Annotated in this window: 1 protein-coding gene; it reads right to left on the reverse strand. The window is 32.1% G+C overall.

Translation table 11 applies throughout. The features are described from left to right. Positions 1-214: 214 nt before the first annotated feature. Positions 215-1,807, reverse strand: a complete 1,593-nt coding sequence (locus tag VBE63_RS28155) for an IS1182 family transposase (protein WP_323686293.1) — start codon at positions 1,805-1,807, stop codon at positions 215-217. Positions 1,808-2,012: the final 205 nt, after the last annotated feature.

Genomic DNA, 2,012 nt, shown 5'->3' on the forward strand with positions numbered 1-2,012 from the left:
CAACTCTATAATACTTAACAGGGATTATTCTAAACAAGGCACCATGTATGCCTTAATGAGGGCAGGAGCAGTGGATAGAATGATTACACCTATCATCAAAGAAAGAGTTTTGGTACTAAAGCGATGGTACGAACTATTGAAATAATATACATAACAAATTAGTGAGACTGTGAACTTAGTCCAATTCACCCCTAATTTAGCCTAAATTCTCAACTCAATTTTTCAAATATCTCATCTTTTTTGGGATATTTTGTAAAATAATAAAATATCTAAAAAAATAGGCTAAATGAACTCCAAACGCCAAGATATAAGCTGCTATTTCTTCTCTTATTTGGCTTAAATCATTCTCTTTTATAGCAATGCAGAGTTTTTTAAACAGAGCTGTCCCTATGAGGTTTAGTAATCGTTTAAAGTTGTAGGTAAACATAATGAGAGAGTTCTCTCCAAGAACTTTCTTTTTTGTTCTAACAAGAAAGTGATCCCAGCCTAATGTTCTTTTTATGGTTCCAAATGGATGTTCTACTATGGAGCCTCTTTTTTTTACTACTGCTTTGGCTTCTTGGGTATTCATTTTTGTTGTGTAGTTATCTATAATATCCTCATGTTCCCATCTATACATCTGTTTATTTGGTGTTGCATCTGATAGACAGTTTTTCTTCAAAGGGCAAACTTTGCAGTAACTACTAGAAACTCTATAGACATCTAGCATTCTTCCATCTCTTTCATACTGTTTTTCTATCTTTTTGAGTTCTTGATTATTAGGGCAGATATAACAATCATCTTCATGATTGTAGATAAATTGGTTTTTAGAAAATCTTGCACTCTTTATTTTTTTAGTTTTTGCTGTAGCTCTTGGTGGTATGATGGTCTCTATATCATCTTCTATACACTTCTTAATCTCTTTGCTACTGTAGTAACCCTTATCAGCTGTTAGTACCATATTTGGGTTATCTGTTATCTCTTTAGTTCTTGTTGCCATATTGTGGAGTTGGTCTAAGTCGTGACCATTTGTAGATATATCAGTAGCTACTATAAACTTGTATTTGTCATCAACTGCTATCTGAGCATTATAAGCCATAAGATTATGTGCAGGTTTACTCATAACTGTAGCATCTTTATCTGTCTTATTGTGTTGCTCTTTTCCTAGAGCATCTAGCATATCTAAATCTTTTTGATACTCCTCTTTTTTAGTAAGGAGTTTATCTATATCCTCTTTTGAGATTTTTAGGTTTGTAGCGTTTTTATCCTCTTTATCTAGTGTCTCAAGAAGAGTCATATAGTTTTTTATATCTTCATCTATTTTTGCTAAATCTTTTTTTACTGTCTTTCTCATGATAAGAGTATTCTTACTAGCATTAGCTCTTAAAAATGCTCCATCTACTGCAACTAAATCACCTGTTATGAGTTTGAGATTTTTAAGGAGTATACTAAACTCTTTAAATATAGTCTCTAAGGCTTTAGGATTATTTTTTCTGAAGTTGGCAATAGTTTTATATGAGGGTCTTAATCCTTGTGTGAGCCACATCAGTTCTATGTTTCTGTTATTTTCTTTTTCGAGATTTCTTGAACTTCTTATTTTATTGAGATAACCATAGATATATATTTTTAACAGTAGCTTAGGATGAAATGCTGGTTGTCCATCTTTGATGAGACTTTTTTTAGTTTTTATGTTGAGTTTAAAAATATCTAGTGTATCTACATATGCTTCTATGGCACGAACTACATTATCTTCTTCTACTAACTCATCTAAACTTGGTGGAAACATTAGCTGCTGTTTACGGTTTAAGCCTTGTTTGTATATACCCATAAATACCCTTTATATGGCACTTATTCTACTGTTTTTATGATTTTATGGTGGTTAATTTTAGGGTGATTTTGGTAGAATGTTTTATAGTGTTTAGGATTGGGTTCTTTCACAGTCTCAAAGGAGACCAATCAAAACCCGTGGGCGGCTTTTTGATTGGTGTGATAATGAAAAAACATATAAAATTGGAACTATTCAGAAGTAACTT

It is taken from the genome of Lamprobacter sp. (assembly GCF_034860625.1).
GTDB lineage: Bacteria > Pseudomonadota > Gammaproteobacteria > Chromatiales > Chromatiaceae > Lamprobacter.